Here is a 17,006-nt window from a genome sequence, read left to right as displayed (position 1 = left end):
CCGGGGGAGTGACTGCGAACTGATCGTCCACCTGCCCGCACTCGACGGCCGCCTCACCTTCCACGGGAGGCCAGCGCATCGATGAGCTGTTTCGTCGTGGGCGTCCCCGCAAGCCCGACCGGGGTCGGATAGACCCGGCACGCCAAGTCCGACGTTTGCTCGGCGCCGGGAAAGAGATCCTGGCCGTCGAGAAGGATCGTGGGTGACCCGGCAAACTCGACGCGCGCGGAATCCTCGGCGGTCCGAAGGACTCGGTAAACGATCTCCGTGCCCTCAAACCCGGCCGTGTCCAGCGCCTCGCGGAGGCGGTTGCCAGCCTCGACCCAGCTTAGGCAGTCGTCGATATGGAGGACCTCGATGTTCACGCTGTCATCATCCTTCATCGGGCTCCCGACTCGCGCAGGGGTCCGCTGTCCTTGAGCGTCTACGGACAACACCCTGGAGTGGGATGCGGGTCGCGGGCAGTGGGGCGCTCGCAAGCGCATATCTGCCCAGGCAAGGGCTTCCGCGTCTGCGAGCCAGCGCGTCTGCGGCGGAACGCGGACGGGAGTCGAGGTCAGCCGGCGATAACTTTCAGCCACGCTCACGGGTCGACCCCGCCCCGTTGGTGTGAACCTCGAAGTCTTCAGTTGCCGGGTGCGGGTGGCCGTGGTGGGGATCCGCGTCGAACGCGGCGGCACACCCCTGCGAGCAGAAGTAGAACGTCGCTCCGTCGTGCTCGCGGGTGGTGACGGCCGTCTCCGGATCGATCTGCATGCCGCAGACCGGGTCGGTGACAAGTGCCACGCTACCGGTAGGGTTCTCGGCTTGGTCTGACATGGGCCTTCGCCTCGTGTTCTTACGGGGGTTTCGATCTCGACCGCCGGGTTGACGCTCGAGGCCGCGGCCGGAATGGTCACCGGCTGGCGTGCTACGGGGTGGGCGTCACGATCGGGCCGCCGCTGGGCACGGGAGTCGGCGAGGGACGGGTGGTCGCTGCGGGTGTGGCTGGGGCGGGTAGGCGGAGTCGCTTCAGCAGGAGGGCGTTGACGGCGACGATGACGCTGGAGCCGGACATGGTGATGGCGGCGATCTCGGGGGTGAGCATGATGCCCAGCGACGGGTAGAACACACCGGCGGCGATGGGAAGCGCGACGGCGTTGTAGCCGATGGCCCATCCCAGATTCTGCCGCATCTTGCGGACGGTACCTTTGCCGATCCGCAGCGCGACCGCGACATCGAGCGGGTCGGAGCGCATCAGCACCACGTCGGCGGTTTCGATCGCGACATCCGTGCCGGCACCGATCGCGATGCCGAGGTCGGCCTGTGCCAGGGCGGGGGCGTCGTTAACGCCGTCGCCGACCATGGCGACCTTCTTACCTGAGCGTTGCAGTTCGGCGATCTTGGCCGACTTGTCCTCCGGGAGGACTTCGGCGATCACCGTGTCAATGCCCAGCAGTGAGGCGATCCGTTTGGCGGTGGGTTCGTTGTCGCCGGTGAGCATCACGACCTCGATGCCGGACTCGTGCAGTGCTGCGATCGAGGCGGCCGCTGTTTCTCGTGGCGCGTCCGCTAGAGCGATCACCCCGGCTGCCTCGCCGTCGACAGCGAAAGCGATCGCCGTGCGGCCGGTGGCAGCCAGGTCGTTCTGCGCCGCCGCGATGGAGCTGATGTCGATTCCCTCTTCGGCCATCAGCCGGGCGTTCCCCATCACGACGCGGCGGCCGTCGACGGTCGCGACCGCGCCGAGGCCGGTGACGTTGCGGAACGAGGTCGCGGTGCGCCGCGGGGTGTTGCGGGCGTCCGCGTAGGCGACGACGGCCCTGGCGAGGGGGTGCTCGGACTCCCGCTCGGCGGCGGCGATGAGTGAGAGCAGTTCGATATCGTCCATACCGATGGGCAGGTAGTCGGTCACTTCCGGTTCACCCTTGGTCAGGGTGCCGGTCTTGTCCAGCACGACGGTATCGATGTGCGCGGCGGACTCGAGTGCGCCGGCGCTCTTGAACAGCACACCGCGTTTGGCGCCCAGGCCGGTGCCGACCATGATCGCGGTCGGTGTGGCCAGACCCAACGCGTCAGGGCAGGTGATCACCACCACGGTGATGGCGAACAGGATCGCGGTGGGCACCGAGGCGCCGAGCAGCCACCAGACGAGGAAGGTGACCGTTCCGCCGATCAGGGCGACCAGCACCAGCCAGAACGCAGCGCGGTCGGCGAGACGCTGCCCCGGAGCTTTGGAGTTCTGCGCTTCCTGGACGAGCGCGACGATCTGAGCGAGAGCGGTGTCGGCGCCGACCTTGGTTGCGCGCACCCGGAGGGTCCCGATGGTGTTCACGGTGGCGCCGATCGCCTGGGATCCCGGGTTCTTGACGACCGGGAGGCTCTCGCCGGTGACCATCGACTCATCGATCTCCGAGGCGCCCTCCTCCACGGTCCCGTCGGTGGGGATCTTCGCGCCGGGGCGGACCAGCATCAGGTCCCCGGGGACGACCTCGGAGGTGGGCACCTCGACCTCCACCCCATCTCGGAGCACGACCGCTCGCGGCGGGGCGAGTTCCAGCAGGGTGCGGATCGCATCGTTCGCACCGCCGCGGGCGCGCATCTCCACCCAATGCCCGAGCAACACGAAGCTGGCAAGCACCGTGGCGGCCTCGTAGAACACCTCACCGCCGCCGGTGAGGGTGACCACGACGCTGTACAACCAGCCGGTACCGACGCCGACGGCGACCAGCACCATCATGTCCAGCGTCCTAGCCCGTAGGGCGCGCCATGCGCCGTCGAAGAAGATCCAGGCGGAGTAGAAGATCACCGGCAGGGAGAGGATCAGCGAGAACCAGTCATCCCGGAGTCCGAACGGTGCCGGAACGGTGAAGCCGAGCACCTCGCGGCCGATCGGTGACCACAGGATGATCGGCACCGATAGCACCGCAGCGACGATGAACCTGTTCCGCATGTCGCGGATCATCGACGCCATCGACATGCCAGCGTGGCTGCCGCCATGCCCCATCGCGTCCTGGCTCGTGCGATCAACAGTTCCATGGTCCCCGTGAGCGGAGTGATCCGCAGGGCGGGATGGCTCCGCCGCACTGACGGCGCGGACCGGAGCCCACTGATCTGTGTGGGAGCCGTGACCGTGATGCTCGTGCATCGACGGAGGTGAAAGCCGGTTCCCGTCCGTTGCCGCCTCCGCCTGGGGCTCGGGTACATCGTGGTGCTTGCCGTGGAGTGCTTCGTCGGGGTCGTGCGCGGGATCGCAGATGTGGTCGGGGACGGACTGGCCGGCGCAGTGGTAGCCGCACTCGATGATCCACTGCCGCAGCTGCGTTTGTGAGGTCAGGCGGGGATCGTATGAGACGTTCGCGGTTTGCGAGACCGGGTTGGCTTCGACGTGGGTGACTCCGGGCTGTCGGAGGAGGGTCGATTCGACGATGGACTTCGAGGACGCCCAGGAGACACCCTCGACCTCCAGGACGACAGTGCGCGTATCGTTCATGGCTGTTCTCCTTCTGCCTAGGGGTCGCTCGAATGAGGGCATGATTTAGGGCTCCGTTCGGATGACGACCTGCCAGGTCGCGCCGGCGTCATTCGTGACGCGGACCCCGCCCTCGTCGACGATCGCGACAGTTCCCTCCGGGTTGGCCGCGATCGCGGACGCTAATCCGGTGGCGTGGCCGGCGGTCCGCCATACTGCGCTGGGCTTTGTGGTCCCGGTCCAAATCGTGCCACTCGCATCAACCCCGATAATGCCCTCCTCGAGCGCGGGGTCGGCGGCGATGACGACCAGGCCCGGCGCATTCGCGAGGGGCGAGAAGGTGGTGCCCGCGTCGCGGCTGACCATCAGACCATCCGGTGTGGTGGCGGTGACGATGTCAGGCTCGATCGTGTCGATGCTGATGTCTCGGGCGATCAACGGGGCAGCGTCAACCCAGGTCTCGCCCGCATCGGTACTCGCCGCCAGGAAGGCCCGGTCCGACGGGAGACCCAGGACCAACTCGGGTGCGGCGGGCGTGGTCGCAAGCATATGGAAGTCGGTGACCCCTGCCAGCGAGACCTCTTCCCAGCCCGCGTCCGTGTATCGAACCAGGCCCACGTTCGGTGCTGCGAAGGTGTCCCCGCTGTCCGGGCCGGGGTGGCCAGACGCGAGAATCGTGTCCGCCTGGACGGTGAGCCCCATCGCGTCGAACGGGATTTCACCGACCAAGGACACCTCACCCGTCGTGAGGTCCACCCGGTACGCGCCGGTGTGCGCGCCGACCAGCAGGGCGCCACCCGGGTCGAATACGACATCGTGGACATGAGAGATGAGCGGTGCGGGGGACTCGCTGTCAGCGGCAGCGGTGCATGCGGTGGCGGCGAGCGGGAGTGTCGCGGCGAGAGTGGCGGCGGCGACGCTGCGGGTGTGAGCGTTCATAGTGGCGGGCTCCGGGCGGGGCCGGCCGGCTGATGCGGCCAGCCCCTGCCTGTCAGAGAGTCGCGAGAATTTCCTCCATGGTGGCAATCTCGGTGGTCTGTGAAGCGATGATGTTCTCCGCGAGGGTGATCACCTCGGGGTTTTGCCCGTTATCGACTTCGTCCTGCGCCATCTCGATCGCGCCCTCGTGGTGCATCATCATCTGCTCGAGGAACAGGCGGGATGCCTCGACGCCGGTGGCGTCTTCCAGGGCTTGCATGTCGGTGTCGGACATCATCCCCCCGTGGTCCATGCCGTCCATCTCGCCCATCCCGGTGCCCCAGTCATCGAGCCAGGACTGCATCAGCTCAATCTCGGGGCCTTGGGCGGCTTTGATCTGCTCGGCGAGGGCGATGACACGCTCATCGATGTCGTCCTTGGCGAGGACCATGTCGGCCATCTCGACGGCTTGTTCGTGGTGCGGGATCATCATCATCGTGAACTGCATGTCGGCGTCGCTCGCTTCGGCAGCCGATGGTGATGCGGAAGCGGATGAGCCCATTCCGGGCATGTTGTTGTCCATCCCGCCACTGGTGGGGGTGCTGGCGCATCCGGCGAGGGCGAGCAGGGCGGTCAGGGTGATCGCGGCGGTTGCCGCGGCACGGTTCTTCATGGGTGTTCTCCTCAGTCGGTTGTGGTGCGCGGGGTCATAGTGACCGTGCGCGCAGGAGTGCTGTGCCAACCCGCGGGGGTCGGCGCAGCCCTCATCAGGTACGACTGACGCAGAGAACGAGAAGAGACGGTGGTCTAGAGGGGAGAGCGGCCCGGACCGTCGCGATAGGGCCGGCGCGCAGCGCTGCACCCCAAGGGAGACCCAGTCGCGGCAGCAGGAGCAGCAGCGAGACCGCCAGAAGCACGAGGACGCAGGCCATCGCCAACATGCCGGCGTGACCGCCGCAGTCTGCGCAGTGAACGTCGTTAGCCGGCTGCGCCGTGCCGTGGTCGTGAGGGGCCAGGTCGTGCACCGCCACGACAGCACCGTTCCCGGGCGCAGGGGAGGCGGTGTGACTGTTCAGGGAGTGCATCGCGAGCAGCCCGATGATGATCGTGGCGGTGACGGCGATGAGCAGCAGCAGCGAGTGGCCGAGCCTGCGCGGGCCGGGGCGCAGACGCTGTGCCAGAGCGATCATCGACATGTCACCTCCTCCTCCAGGTTAGGCGCCCCGTTATCGGCAGGACGGCATCGGAATCTTGCTGCGTGGCGGCCCGGGCGAGCGGGTCAAGCGTTGTCAGGCTGGTTGCGGTGTTCTGGGAGCGGGTGCCGGGGCGGCGATGGTGGTTGCCGGGTTGGGGCGGAAGCTGCGCAGGCGGAGGCTGTTGGTGACCACGAACACGGATGAGAGGGCCATCGCTGCAGCGGCGACGAGCGGGTTGAGCAGTCCGAGCATCGCGAGCGGGATAGCGGCGATGTTGTACGCGAATGCCCAGAACAGGTTGCCCTTGATAGTGCCGAGGGTACGGCGGGAGAGCCTGATCGCGTCGGCGACGATGAGAAGGTCGCCTGAGGCGATCGTGACGTCGCTCGCGGCGATCGCCGCGTCGGTGCCCCCACCCATCGCTATCCCGAGGTCCGCAGCGGCGAGGGCAGCGGCGTCGTTGACACCGTCACCGACCATCGCCACCACCCGACCGGCGGCTTGCAACTGACGGATCGCATCGAGCTTCCCGGCCGGGGTGACCCCGGCGCGGACCTCTTCGATGCCGACGAGGTCGGCGATGTGCTGCGCGGCGCCCGCGTTGTCGCCGGTGAGTAGCACCGGTCGAAGCCCGAGGGCGCGGAACCGTGCGATCGCTTCGGCGCTGGTCGGCTTCATCGTGTCCGACACGGCGATGGTGCCGAGGAACTTACCGTCGCGGGCGACCGCGACTACTGTCGCGCCGGCCGCTTGGAGAGTGTCGGTTTCGCTGCGATGGGTGATCGGCGGGTGCACACTCCACTGGTCTTCGACCCAAAGTGGGCGTCCGGCCACGACGAGGGACCCGTCGACGATGGCCTGCACACCGAACCCGGCGTGAGAGGCGAATGCTTCTGCCTGCGGTGGGGTGCCGGCGGCGGCGGTCACGATGGCTCGTGCGACAGGGTGTTCGGATCCCCACTCGGCCGCAGCGGCGGTGCGCAGCAAATCCTCGGCGGTGACGCCTGGTGCGGGGGAGACGGTGGTGACCGTCATCGCCCCGTAGGTGATGGTGCCCGTCTTGTCGAGCACGATGGTGTCGACCTGGCGGGTCTGCTCCAGCACCTGCGGTCCGCGGATCAGAATCCCCAGCTGCGACCCCCGGCCGGTGCCGACCAGCAACGCGGTCGGTGTCGCCAAGCCCAGGGCGCACGGGCAGGCGATGATCAGTGTCGCCACCGCCGCGGTGAACGCCACCTCGACGGACCCGCCGACGAGCAGCCACCCGACGAAGGCGACGATCGCCAGGACGATGACGATCGGAACGAACACCCCGGATACCCGGTCGGCAAGCCTCTGCACCTTGGCCTTGCCGGTCTGGGCGTCATCCATCAGCCGCTGCATCCGAGCGAGCTCGGTGTCGGCACCGACCCGGGTGATCTCCACGATCAGCCGCCCGCCGACATTCACGGTCGCGCCCACCACCTGGGAGCCGGTGGTGACCTCGACGGGGACCGATTCGCCGGTGAGCATGCTCGCGTCGATAGCGGACGCACCGTCCACGACCAGCCCGTCAGAAGGAACCTTCTCGCCGGGGCGTACCACTACCTGGTCGCCGACAGCGAGCTGCGCGACCGGGACCAGCTGCTCCACCCCGCCGACCAGGCGGGTGGCGTCTTTCGCACCGAGATGCAGGAGTGCGCGGAGTGCTTCGGTCGAGGACTTCTTCGCACGGACTTCCGCGTACCGGCCGGCGAGGATGAACACCGTCACTAAGGCGGCGACTTCGAGGTAGATCTCCCCGGTCCCGGCTTCTGGGCTGCCGAACAGCGTGAAGGTCATGTGCATGCCCGGTATCCCCGCCATTCCGAAGAACAGCGCATACAGCGACCACCCGAACGCGGCGATCACTCCGACGCTGATCAGCGTGTCCATGGTGGCGGCACCGTGGCGGGCGTTCACGAACGCGGCACGGTGGAACGGCCACGCGCCCCACACCGCCACCGGGGCGGTCAGCGTCAATGCCAACCACTGCCAGTACGTGAACTGCAGCAGCGGGATCATCGACATCAGCGCGACCGGAACCGCCAGGGCTGTGCTGATCAGCAGTCGCCGCCGGAGCGCCAGGAGCTCCCCGTCGACGGCGGGTGTTTCGGTGGATGTGGGCTCGTCAACGATCGGTGCGGGGAGCACGGCGGAGTACCCGGCGGACTCGACCGCCGCGATCAGCTCCGCAGCGTCGACGCCGTCCGCCCGGACACGCGCCTTCTCGGTCGCGTAGTTGACGGTCGCTTCGACCCCGGGGAGCTTGTTCAGCTTGCGTTCGATCCTGGTCGCGCAGGACGCGCAGGTCATCCCGGAGATCTCGAGCTCCACATCGACCGTGCTCATGCGTTGCTGCCGGCGAGGGCGTACCCCGCCTCCTCCACTGCGGCGCGCACCCGCGCGGCATCGATCGGCGCGGCACTGTGGATCGTGACCCGTGATGTGCCACCCGCGTTCAGGTCGACCGAAACGTTCTCGACCCCGTCGATGGCTGCGATCTCCTCGGTGACGCTCATCACACAGTGCGAGCAGGTCATCCCGTCCACGAGAACGTCCTCGGACACGGACGAAGCGACCGTTTCAGGGGTCTTAGCGGCGGTAGTGGTGCAGCAGCTGCAACCTGCGGCGGAATCGGTGAGGCCTAGGTCGGTGCGCTCATTGATGGTCATGAGGATGTCCTTTCGGTGAGTGACGTAGTTGTCAGGAGCGGACCAGGCGGGCGATCGCCTGGTTCGCTTCGAGGATCTTCTCGGCGGCCACAGTGCCGCCCTCGGCGGTGGCCTCAGCGACGCAATGGCTCAGGTGATCGGCAAGCAGCGACAGCGCCACCGACTCTAGAGCCTTCGTCGCCGCGGAGACCTGCGTGAGGATGTCGATGCAGTACTGGTCGTTCTCGACCATTCGCGCGATGCCGCGCACCTGACCCTCCGCGCGGCCGAGCCGCTTCAGCAGGTCGTCCTTATGGCCTGTGTAACCGTTCATAGCTACATACTATACCCCCCTAGGGTACGGGTGCGCTTGTTTCCTGCACAGGCGGCTTAACGCGCTGCCGGAGCTACCACGCCCAACGACGGCTCGTTGTTTTCCTCGCGGCTGCCAGCGACGTCGCGGCAGACGCTTGTCGTCGATCCGGGACGTGAGCAGTGCGCCCCTGCACTCGAGCAGCGTGCAACGCTCGGCCGTGCCCGGCTCGAGCATCCCGGAGCCCTCGCCCAACAGTGATAGGAGGATTCGGCCCAGGGGGACACCACCGACCCGGCAGGACCTAAGGCTCTGTTCCACTGACAGGCCGCGGAGAAGACTTCTCCCGGGAGGCAGAGATGTCTGGAATGAAGACGTACGAACGGCACGCCGAGGACACAGTGAGAATTGCTGGCTCGCTCGAAACCGTATTCGCGGTGGTCGACGATCCGATGCAGATCAGCACTCACATGAGTCGGCGGACATGGATGATGGCGGGAAGCACGATGACCACCCAGGTCGATGAGTTGGGCGGGCACGCCGTCGGGTCCCATATTCGGATGACCGGTCGTGTTATCGGGATCCCGGTGGGTTTGGATCAGGCCATCACCTTGCGCGAACCCCCGCTGGCGAAACAGTGGGCTACTCAGGGCACGCCAAAGCTCATCGTCATTGGTCCATACGCAATGGCCGTCGAGCTTGAGCCTCACGGAGAGGCCACCTCGATGCGAGTGATGCTCGACTACGACCTGCCGGCGAAGAATCGCTGGCTCGGACGCCTGTTCGGACGTTTCTACGCGAACTGGTGCGTCCGACAGGTCGTCCACGACGTCAGCGCGCACTTCGCCGAGGCTCGCCCAGGGCTTGCCGGGCCGTCGGCTGCGTCGTGGTCGAGTGCTCGAGCACGTAAGCACGAACCGGCCTAGTCTCGGGACAGGATCGAACCGTGGCCGCGCCGATGAAGAAGAGGCGATCGAGCGGAGACCAGGCGGCGCGAGTCGGACGAGAGACACCGAAGCTCGCGTGGATTCCAATCGTGGTCATCGGAATGCTGACCATCGGGATGGGACTCGCATTCGCGCTACTTCGCCCAGGCGTTGTGCTCTTGCCGGAAGATCAGCGTTACACCGGCTTGACGCCGGAGCAATTGGAAGTTCTTGACCCGGAACTTTTTTCTTGGATCGGGATGGTGTTCCGATCGTGGGGAGCGTTCGGGATCGGGCTGGGGTTGATGATCACCGGGCTGGGAGCATACGGCTACCGCCGAGGCGAGCTGTGGGCTGAGCGACTGTTGTTCGTTGCCGGCCTCTGCACGTTCAGCATCTTCCTCACCGTCAACGTGCTACTGCGATCAGATTTCGCGTTGGTCATCGGCGGCCTCTTCGTGACGTTCCTGGCCGCGCTCGTCTGCGGCTACTGGGCAAGAAGGCGTTGGGCGGCATGAACTTTCCGCCGTCGGTCAGGAAGCCATTCCGGCAGAGGAAATTGGGACCCGTCCCCACCATTGTCGCTTGAGGCTCCGGTTGGCGGTGCTGCTGTGGATCCTTGCGTTCACGCGCGTGCGATCAGCTCCACCGAGCACCGCGGCTTATGTCCTAGTCGCTCGCGACCGTGGTGATCCACGGACTGATCCGGCCGACCGTGGCGACCCTTGTGGCGCTCGTGAACACTGACTTCTCGCGGAGGCCGCGCGGCGGCGGCGTGCTGGTAGGCGCGCCGTCGGCGATCAGGAAGGGCAGCCGGCCGCCACGGCGAGTGAAGCCGAGAATGCCGGGCCTCCAGCCCTAGCGTCAATGCAGGACACACGACATGCGCATCGGTCGATCTCGGACCGATCACGGTGGGACACGGCGCCTCATCGTCCGCCGTCGATTTAGCGGACCGACTTCTCTCCTCGGAGGTCACACCTAGCTGGCGGGTCACGACGACCAGCCACGCGAACATCAGGCTGAAGACGATGAATTCGAACGCCGCCAGATTGATGACGCCGACGCCGAAGAAGACCCCCCAGAACACCAGCGCGACGCCGACACCACGCGTGGCGAGAGTAACCAGCCGGTGCATGCCGCGCAGCATCCACCGGCTGGACGCGAGCAGGGATGCGAAGGACAGGACTGCACCGCTCGAGCCGCGCTCATGGATAAAAAGATTCACATTGAGGGGCGCGAAACCGACCAGTGACAGGTGCAATCCGATCAGCGCCACCAGGGCGGGCACGACATGGGCGGCGCGCCGGCTGGTCAGCACACTGGTGCCGGCGTGACGCCGCATCTCGATGCGAAGACGCACCGCGAACAGCACGAGCATCACGCTGGCCGCGACGATCGTGGCGTTGAAGGAGTAACCAGAGAAGCTACGGAAGGTGCCGAGCCTGCTGAAGTGCAGCTGCCACCAGTGCGGATCGGGAGTCGTGACGATGGACACTAGGATCCCCGCAACGAGAACGCCGGCAGCAGCCGCGACGGCTTGGGTGGGACTCGTCCGCCGCATGACGGCAACGATCGGGCTGACCCGCCAGGTGATGTAGGGCGGCGCTTCGGCGATTAGTGCCACTTTGGGAATTCCTTTGGGAGAGTCGATTGTCGTCGCTCTCGCCCCAGAAGGTCCCCAGGCTACGGCCGCCCACCCCCAGATGGAGAGCGCCGACCGGTCCTTCTTCCCCAAGAACAAGCAGCGCGCATCTCTGACCTGAATGTACCGTCTGTTTCGCACCCGGAGGAATCGGGCCGGTTCTTCATGCCCACCACCCAGGAAACGGATGAGAACGCGATCCAGTCGACGCCGATCTCGACCGCGCCGGCCGACACGGGCTGCGTCCAGCTGGAGCGAAAAGGCAAACGCTGGGGGCAAATGAGCATGATGAGGACGCTGGACGGGATAGAGACGGCGCGCGTCAACGCCGTGCGGCGGAGCAACGGCAGGGACGCGCGCTACACACGTCGCACGAAGGGCAAGGCGTTCTCTACTACCGCTTCGGTTCGGATGGCGCAGAGCCAGGAGGAGCCAGGGACGCAATGACGAGTTCGACCAGTCGATCAATGGCGTCTCGCGAAGGGAGTTCCACAGCCGCCGAGAGCGCATATTCGCAATAGATGGCGGCCTCCGCGATGGGTATCTGCCTCGTCACGCCGCCCGCGTCGGCGGCGTCGTTAAGAACTGAGGTGAACACGGCGCGGAGCTCCACCGACGCGCCCCCCATGTGCGGGGCGTCGTGCAAGCTGATCGCGATCTGCCCGTCGGGCCGGTTCGCTCGAAGAATGGCGTACTCGCGTAGCACGGCGTGGAGACGCTCGGCAGCATCGTCGTGCTCACGAGACACCGTTTCCAGAGCCGCGAGATGCGAATGCACCATGCGGTGGTGCCAGGCCTCGAGCACGGCGTCCAGGTCAGGGAAGTACTTGTAAAGGGTGGCGCGGCTGATTCCAGCGGCTTGCGCTACATCGGACATGCTCAGCGACGCCACACCGACTCGGTGGATCTCCTTCGCGGTTCCGTCCAGGATGGCGTTTCGGACCGCGTCGCGGTGTCCGCTGACGGTGGCATCCCATATCCTCGGCACGACCCCAATCTACAAGCCGTCTACCACCGCGGACACACTGTATCGAAAAGTGTTAGCGTCTGGGTTGAACAGGAGGCGACGTGGAACCCGAGCCAACGAAGCACAAACGACCCAAATGGGTGTACTGGGCGGTCGTTCTCGCCGGCGCCGTGGTTGTGGCTGTCCTGATCGTGCACTTAGCCGGCGGCGGCATGGGCGGCCACGGCTTGTGATCCTGGCATCGTCCTGGCGCAAGGTCCTGCTGACCTCGCACGTCACCTCCTCAGTGGGGTGGTTCGGTGCGGTCCTCGCATTCCTCGCGGTCGCGATCATAGGACTGAGCTCCAGTGATGCTTTCACCATCCGCGCGGCAATCGTCGCGCTGGCGTGGGTCGGGTGGTACGTCATCGTCCCCCTCGCCGCAGCAGCCACCTTCACCGGACTGCTACAGGGCCTGCTGACCCCGTGGGGGCTGTGGCGTCACTACTGGGTCATCGCCAAGACGGCGATCACCGTGGCCGCCATGGCGCTCCTCGTGCTGCATATGCAGCCCATCACCGCCGCCGCGGGCCTCGCCTCGCGAGACGAACGCGCCCTGTCGCGCCTGGAGGGCGTCCGAGAGCAATTCGTTGTACAAGCCAGTGCGGCCGCGGTGGCTCTAGTCATCGTTATCGTTCTATCGGTCTACAAGCCCAAGGGTCTGACCGCGCACGGTCGTCGACGACAAGTCGGTTGAGCCGCATCACTTCACCGCCAGGATCGCTACGCGTCGCGCGACGCCCTGACGGGGACGCGCGGCCTGTGAGCACTCTCCGTTGCGGGCTCGTCCGAGCGCGCTTGGTCGCTCACCTTGCTGCTCAGCGTCAGAACCGCAAGCACCGCCGCGGCGAGCAGGACACCCGCGCCGACGAGCAGCGCGGTGCTGTAGCCGTCCACGAGGGCCTGCTGCCCGGTGCTCGCGGCGCCGGCGGTGACGGTGGCAGCGACGCCCGCGAGTACGGCGAGGCCGAGGGCGACGCCGATCTGCTGGGCGGAGTTGAGTAGCGCCGATGCGATGCCCGCCTTGTCGGCGTCCACGCTGTAGACGGCCGCCTTTGTGAGTGCGATGACGCCAAGCGCGAAGCCGAGCGCCACGATCAGCATCGCCGGAGCGAGGTGCAGCCAGTAGTCACTCTGCGTGTCGATGAAGGAGAACCACAGTGCCCCGCCGGCGCTGAGGAGCGCGCCGAGCGCGGTGACCCAGCGTGGCGCGATCCTAAGCAGCACCTTCGGCGCGATGCCGGCGCCCAGAACGATGCCGACGGCGAAGGGCAGCCAGGACAGGCCGGTGATGAGCGGGCCGAACCCACGAACGTCCTGGAGGTAGAGGGTGATCACGTAGAACGTGCCCATGGGGCCGATGGCAAGTCCGAGCATGGTCAGATATGCGCCCGCCCGCCTGCGGTCAGTGAACAGCTCCAGCGGCACCAGCGGGCTGCGGCTGGAGCGCTGCGTGAGGACGAAGGCGACCAGAAGCACGGCTGCTGCCCCGATGAGCGCGTGGGCGATTGGGTCGGCGAAGCCGTTCTCGCCGAACCGAGTGATCGCGTAGACGAGCGAGACCATGCCCGCCGTGCCCAGAGCAGCGCCGATCATGCCCAGTCGTCCGGTGTGTCGCTCGGAGGTGACGAGCGTGCGGCTGCCCCAGAGTACGAGAAGGCCGATCGGCACGTTGATGAAGAAGACCCAGCGCCAGCCGAGCAGGTCGGTGAGCACGCCGCCGAGCAGGAGGCCGACCACGATGCCGAGGCCGGACATCGCGCCGTACAGCGACAGCGCCTTGTCGCGCATCGACCGCTCGGAGAACGTCGTCGCGATCAGCGCCAGAGCATTGGGAGCCGCCATCGCGGCACCGATGCCCTGCACGGCACGGGCCGTGATCAGCATCTCGCTGCTGATGCCGAACCCGCCCACGAGCGAGGCCACGACGAATACCGCGATGCCGACTTGAAGCGTTCGCTTCCGGCCCCACAGGTCGCCGATCCGGCCGCCCAGGAGCAGGAGGGCGCCGAACGCGAGGATGTAGCCGTTGACCACCCAGGGCAGGTGCACCGGCGCGACGTCAAGTTCCTGCTGAATGCTCGGCAGAGCGATGTTCACGATCGAGTCGTCGAGCACAAGCATCAGCTGCGCCGTCGCGATCACGAGCAAGGATATGAGCCCTCCGCGGGGCGGAGTCTTCGTCGAGGTCATGGGGTATTCCTTCTTCGCGCGGCGCGCTGCCGCCCGGAACCAGCAGGGACATGCCCGCTGCCGCGGCAGAAGCGGGGCGGGCACATACTTCAATCAAATACCCCCTGGGGGTATTCCCAAACCGGGGCCGACAAGGCGACGAAGCGAAGCCTGAGAGGCCTCCAGCATGGATCTCAAGGCATGCGGGTTTTCGGAGCAGTGCGGGGCAAGCGGCGGGATCCGGAGCGCAGGGCGCTATGGGAGGAGGTGGCCGGCAGTCTCGGCAACGGCCACCGTCGCCCACTCATCCCACGCCCGAGCCTGGCTAGCCCGGGGGTATGATCCGGGTGGTCACGGGGGTGTGAGAGGAAGGACTCGACGCCCTCAGACTGACATAAGAAACGTTATCGGAAAGTAACTTTCGATGCTTGATCAACCAAGGCGGCATGACTCACAACCGCAGATACGACATGACGGGTGTTGACGCCCTCGCGCCCTTCCGATCGTTTCCGGCGGAGGCGGCCCCAGCCTGCCATTCCTCCTTCGTGCGAAATTCCAGGCGTGGGGAAGGGTGCCTAAGGAGGCCAACGGCTTCGTCCCGCACAGACGAGACATCGAGGAATCGTTTTGTTGTGGACGCCGCTCGAAGATAGGCAATCTCATCGACTCGCCGGAGCGCCGCAAGGGTGCCAAAGGCAAGTTGTGAAGTAGTAACCACGTCTTGCCCGGCAAGCGACGTAAGCACGAAGTCGATGACGCCCTCTGCCTTGCGGGCTGCGTCCTGCCGAGCGAAGAGGAACCTTTGTACCGATCGCTCATACTGAGGAAAGTTGAAGTCAGCGATCCGACTGTCATTGCGGCTGGGAGCAGGCCCCCGTTTGGAGGAGAATCGGCGCTTGATGACGCGTGAGGGGTATGAGTCGGGTGCGATGGTGCCGATCCGCCAGAATAGTGCGCGCGGCGTAGCGACCCGTAACGGGATGTCCTGGTCAAGGGTCTGAAAAGACTTATGGAGCCAGACAAGAAATTGCTCCGCGCGATCCCAGCCCTTGCGACCTTCGCGGTCGTTTCGCCCGGCGAAGACAAGCGCATATAGCACTCGAGGCATACGAAGTCTCTCGTGGTCCTCCATCACCGAGTCGATCAGATCGATGATGTCGGTGTCTCGCACAGTGAAGCGCACACTCGGATGAACCTGCCTCAAACTACGACGCACCGCTAGGATTTCCTCGCGGTCCGCTATCTGCAGACGTATCCCTTCGCCCCTCAGGATTCGAGCGACAGCCTCCGTCGTGATCTCTCGGATCTCCAACTGGTCGCCGACGCCACTGAAGAACGCCGCCCGCGCTAGTTCCTCCTGCAGTCGGGCGGGGCTGAGAGGGTGAACCGTCGGTAGTGCTGCGCCATCGCCTCCTGCGCGTACACCCACCTCCTTTAGCGTCGCGGTCCGCACCTCCTCGAAGGTCCTAAACGTATGTCCATCGGGGCACTTGCGCTCCCTCTCGAAGGTACCCAGTGTCGGCTCTGAGGAGCGGGTGATCCTGGTCTTCTTGCCGCACCGCGGGCAAGACATCCCGGTGAGCCCTTTAGACGGCGTAACCATTCACAGCTCTCATTCAGCTCGGCGAACCGCCCTTTCAACAGGTTCGAGCACGCTACCGCATGTGGGCGGGTAACCCATGGTAGGTGCCCCAAAAGCTCCGTAGTCAGAGCCGGAATCCAAGCGGAGATTCGTGGCCAAACGGAGAAGACCCGCCCTGCGCCCCCCAGGCGGGTGACGAGCCGCCCACCCGCCGGTGGTAGCGGACGGCCGCCAAGCGGCCGACGGTAGCCGCGCCTGCGGCGCTTTCTTGCCGTGAAGCCTGAGGCAGTCTCCGGTCGGCCGGCCTCCGCACAAGAGGCTTTCGCGGCATATCCTCCCTCGCTGCGCTCGGTCCGGTATTCCACGGTCCTCTTGCACTCCACCCGGCTCTCCCTGACAGGCACTACGTGCCTTCACGGCAAGAAAACGGAGAGGGAGAACCAATGAACAGCACCACAGCCGACCAACAGGCCACCGAGTTTTTCAGGCGGCGACGCACCAGGACGGAAATCAACGCCCTCAAGAACGAGCGCTACTCCCCCGAACTCCTCGAGGCGACGCGAGAGGCGACCGCATACAAGTACAATGCGCTCCTAGTCGTGCGACGGATCAAGTCGCAGGAGAGCCGGCGGGCGTCATTCGCACGCGCCACGGCGTCACCTCTCCTTGACGACGCCTCACGCGCGATGCTCCCCGCGTCGCGCATCCAAGCCCAGCGCCGCCCGAGCCGAGTACAGGCGAACGAGCGCGCCGCGCGTCGGTTCTATGCTCGCGTCGACGGGCAGAACCTCTACGCCAACGAAGAAGCGGGCCGACAGTCTTGGCGCGAGAAGATGAGCGCGCCGCGCATCAGGGCCGCCCTGGTCGTCTGGCGCCGCGAATGGTTGGGCGCACCCATCGACCCGATCACGCCCGCCGAATATCGGGCGATCACCACCAAGAGCCGGGCGACCATCCGTGCGATCGCCAAAGAGCAGAAGGAGCGCGATCACCGCTACACCGGCAAGCGAATCCAGCCGGTAGGCGGGATGACGCTCGACCGGGCGTACGAGATCGCTCAGGCGGCGCTCGAGGCGATTGAGAACGGCACCGCCCCGCCCCGCATGTGACGGGCGGTGCCCGCCG

General features: G+C 66.3%; 17 protein-coding genes. 4 read left to right on the top strand and 13 right to left on the bottom strand.

Translation table 11 applies throughout. The features are described 5' to 3' along the window. Nucleotides 1-53: 53 nt before the first annotated feature. From ACPW96_RS21170 to ACPW96_RS21130, 9 genes are all read right to left on the bottom strand, one after another. Nucleotides 54-383 carry a hypothetical protein gene (locus tag ACPW96_RS21170; protein WP_425885538.1) on the bottom strand — a complete coding sequence of 110 codons (330 nt, stop codon included), beginning with the start codon at nucleotides 381-383 and terminating at the stop codon, nucleotides 54-56. 190 nt (nucleotides 384-573) lie between these two features. Beyond that, nucleotides 574-819 (bottom strand): YHS domain-containing protein, encoded by a 246-nt coding sequence (locus tag ACPW96_RS21165; RefSeq protein ID WP_425885536.1) that lies wholly within the window; start codon nucleotides 817-819, stop codon nucleotides 574-576. 91 nt (nucleotides 820-910) lie between these two features. After that, complete coding sequence (locus ACPW96_RS21160; RefSeq protein ID WP_425885535.1) at nucleotides 911-3,472, bottom strand: heavy metal translocating P-type ATPase; 2,562 nt, start codon at nucleotides 3,470-3,472, stop codon at nucleotides 911-913. Between the two features lie 45 nt (nucleotides 3,473-3,517). After that, complete coding sequence (locus ACPW96_RS21155) at nucleotides 3,518-4,390, bottom strand: WD40/YVTN/BNR-like repeat-containing protein (protein ID WP_425885533.1); 873 nt, start codon at nucleotides 4,388-4,390, stop codon at nucleotides 3,518-3,520. 52 nt (nucleotides 4,391-4,442) lie between these two features. Beyond that, entirely contained in the window at nucleotides 4,443-4,952 is a 510-nt protein-coding gene (locus tag ACPW96_RS21150; protein WP_425885532.1) for a DUF305 domain-containing protein, read from the bottom strand. Nucleotides 4,953-5,136: 184 nt separating this feature from the next. Continuing rightward, nucleotides 5,137-5,565: a DUF6153 family protein gene (locus ACPW96_RS21145; protein ID WP_425885530.1), complete on the bottom strand. Its 429-nt coding sequence runs from the start codon at nucleotides 5,563-5,565 to the stop codon at nucleotides 5,137-5,139. 93 nt (nucleotides 5,566-5,658) lie between these two features. After that, complete coding sequence (locus ACPW96_RS21140) at nucleotides 5,659-7,935, bottom strand: heavy metal translocating P-type ATPase (protein WP_425885528.1); 2,277 nt, start codon at nucleotides 7,933-7,935, stop codon at nucleotides 5,659-5,661. Next, on the bottom strand, nucleotides 7,932-8,258 hold the full coding sequence (locus ACPW96_RS21135) for a heavy-metal-associated domain-containing protein (RefSeq protein ID WP_425885526.1): 327 nt from the start codon (nucleotides 8,256-8,258) through the stop codon (nucleotides 7,932-7,934). The genes ACPW96_RS21140 and ACPW96_RS21135 overlap by 4 nt, the downstream gene beginning before the upstream one ends. A gap of 31 nt (nucleotides 8,259-8,289) precedes the next feature. Beyond that, nucleotides 8,290-8,571 (bottom strand): metal-sensitive transcriptional regulator, encoded by a 282-nt coding sequence (locus tag ACPW96_RS21130; RefSeq protein ID WP_425885524.1) that lies wholly within the window; start codon nucleotides 8,569-8,571, stop codon nucleotides 8,290-8,292. Between the two features lie 347 nt (nucleotides 8,572-8,918). Between ACPW96_RS21130 and ACPW96_RS21125 the strand changes: the two genes are divergently transcribed. Together ACPW96_RS21125 and ACPW96_RS21120 are read left to right on the top strand one after the other, a co-directional pair. Next, on the top strand, nucleotides 8,919-9,476 hold the full coding sequence (locus ACPW96_RS21125) for a hypothetical protein (RefSeq protein WP_425885522.1): 558 nt from the start codon (nucleotides 8,919-8,921) through the stop codon (nucleotides 9,474-9,476). 20 nt (nucleotides 9,477-9,496) lie between these two features. After that, entirely contained in the window at nucleotides 9,497-9,994 is a 498-nt protein-coding gene (locus tag ACPW96_RS21120; protein ID WP_425885520.1) for a hypothetical protein, read from the top strand. A gap of 107 nt (nucleotides 9,995-10,101) precedes the next feature. Here ACPW96_RS21120 and ACPW96_RS21115 read toward each other — a convergent pair whose 3' ends face one another. Further along, complete coding sequence (locus ACPW96_RS21115) at nucleotides 10,102-11,214, bottom strand: DUF998 domain-containing protein (protein WP_425885519.1); 1,113 nt, start codon at nucleotides 11,212-11,214, stop codon at nucleotides 10,102-10,104. 301 nt (nucleotides 11,215-11,515) lie between these two features. Then, entirely contained in the window at nucleotides 11,516-12,109 is a 594-nt protein-coding gene (locus ACPW96_RS21110) for a TetR/AcrR family transcriptional regulator (protein ID WP_425885517.1), read from the bottom strand. A gap of 208 nt (nucleotides 12,110-12,317) precedes the next feature. Here ACPW96_RS21110 and ACPW96_RS21105 point away from each other — a divergent pair, with 208 nt between their 5' ends. Further along, nucleotides 12,318-12,824 carry a DUF2269 domain-containing protein gene (locus ACPW96_RS21105; RefSeq protein WP_425885516.1) on the top strand — a complete coding sequence of 169 codons (507 nt, stop codon included), beginning with the start codon at nucleotides 12,318-12,320 and terminating at the stop codon, nucleotides 12,822-12,824. Between the two features lie 26 nt (nucleotides 12,825-12,850). On the opposite strand, the gene ACPW96_RS21100 is transcribed toward ACPW96_RS21105, so the two are convergent. Beyond that, the gene (locus tag ACPW96_RS21100; protein ID WP_425885514.1) at nucleotides 12,851-14,320 is read right to left on the bottom strand and encodes an MFS transporter; all 1,470 of its coding nucleotides are present in this window, start codon (nucleotides 14,318-14,320) and stop codon (nucleotides 12,851-12,853) included. A 430-nt stretch (nucleotides 14,321-14,750) separates the two neighbouring features. Then, complete coding sequence (locus ACPW96_RS21095; RefSeq protein ID WP_425885512.1) at nucleotides 14,751-15,902, bottom strand: hypothetical protein; 1,152 nt, start codon at nucleotides 15,900-15,902, stop codon at nucleotides 14,751-14,753. A gap of 422 nt (nucleotides 15,903-16,324) precedes the next feature. Here ACPW96_RS21095 and ACPW96_RS21090 point away from each other — a divergent pair, with 422 nt between their 5' ends. Continuing rightward, nucleotides 16,325-16,990 carry a hypothetical protein gene (locus ACPW96_RS21090; protein ID WP_425885511.1) on the top strand — a complete coding sequence of 222 codons (666 nt, stop codon included), beginning with the start codon at nucleotides 16,325-16,327 and terminating at the stop codon, nucleotides 16,988-16,990. Nucleotides 16,991-17,006 lie beyond the last annotated feature (16 nt).

The sequence above is a fragment of the Micromonospora sp. DT81.3 genome (assembly GCF_049847225.1).
GTDB lineage: Bacteria > Actinomycetota > Actinomycetes > Actinomycetales > Microbacteriaceae > Microbacterium.
This window is presented reverse-complemented; position numbering and strand designations above follow the sequence as displayed.